Consider the following 602-nt stretch of genomic DNA (forward strand, 5'->3'; position numbering starts at 1 on the left):
GTGGAAGGCGGCCTGCTGACCATACTGATCGTCTTTTTGTTCTTGCATTCGTGGCGCAGCACCATCATCACCGGGATCACATTGCCGATCTCGGTGGTGTCCACCTTCATCGCCATGTATGCCTTTGGCTTCACCATTAACTCGGTGACGCTAATGGACTTGTCGCTGTGTATTGGCTTGCTGATTGACGATGCCATTGTGGTGCGTGAAAACATCGTGCGCCATGTGGGCATGGGCAAGGACCACATCACCGCCGCGCGCGACGGCACACAAGAGATTGGGCTGGCCGTGCTGGCCACCACGTTGGCCATTTGTGCGGTGTTCATTCCGGTGGCCTTCATGAGCGGCATCATCGGTAAGATTTTTTTCCAGTTCGGCATCACCGTCACCGTGGCCGTGCTGGTGTCGCTGTTTGTCAGCTTCACGCTGGACCCCATGCTGTCGTCGGTGTGGAAAGACCCGGTGGAGTCACGCTTCAGCTGGGCACCCTGGCTGGGCCGTTTGATGGACCGCGTAGAGCACCGGGTGGAGTGGTTACATGGGGTGTATGGGCGCCTGCTGGAGCGCACACTGCTGCGCCGCAAGACCACGTTGGCCGTGGC

At 59.0% G+C, this 602-nt stretch carries 1 protein-coding gene; it reads left to right on the top strand.

The window, feature by feature from the left end; genetic code table 11:
• A partial coding sequence (locus AC097P_RS25045) for an efflux RND transporter permease subunit (protein ID WP_479613115.1) occupies positions 1–602 on the top strand: 602 nt, incomplete at both ends.

Source organism: Rhodoferax sp. ZS1R8 (genome assembly GCF_056521325.1).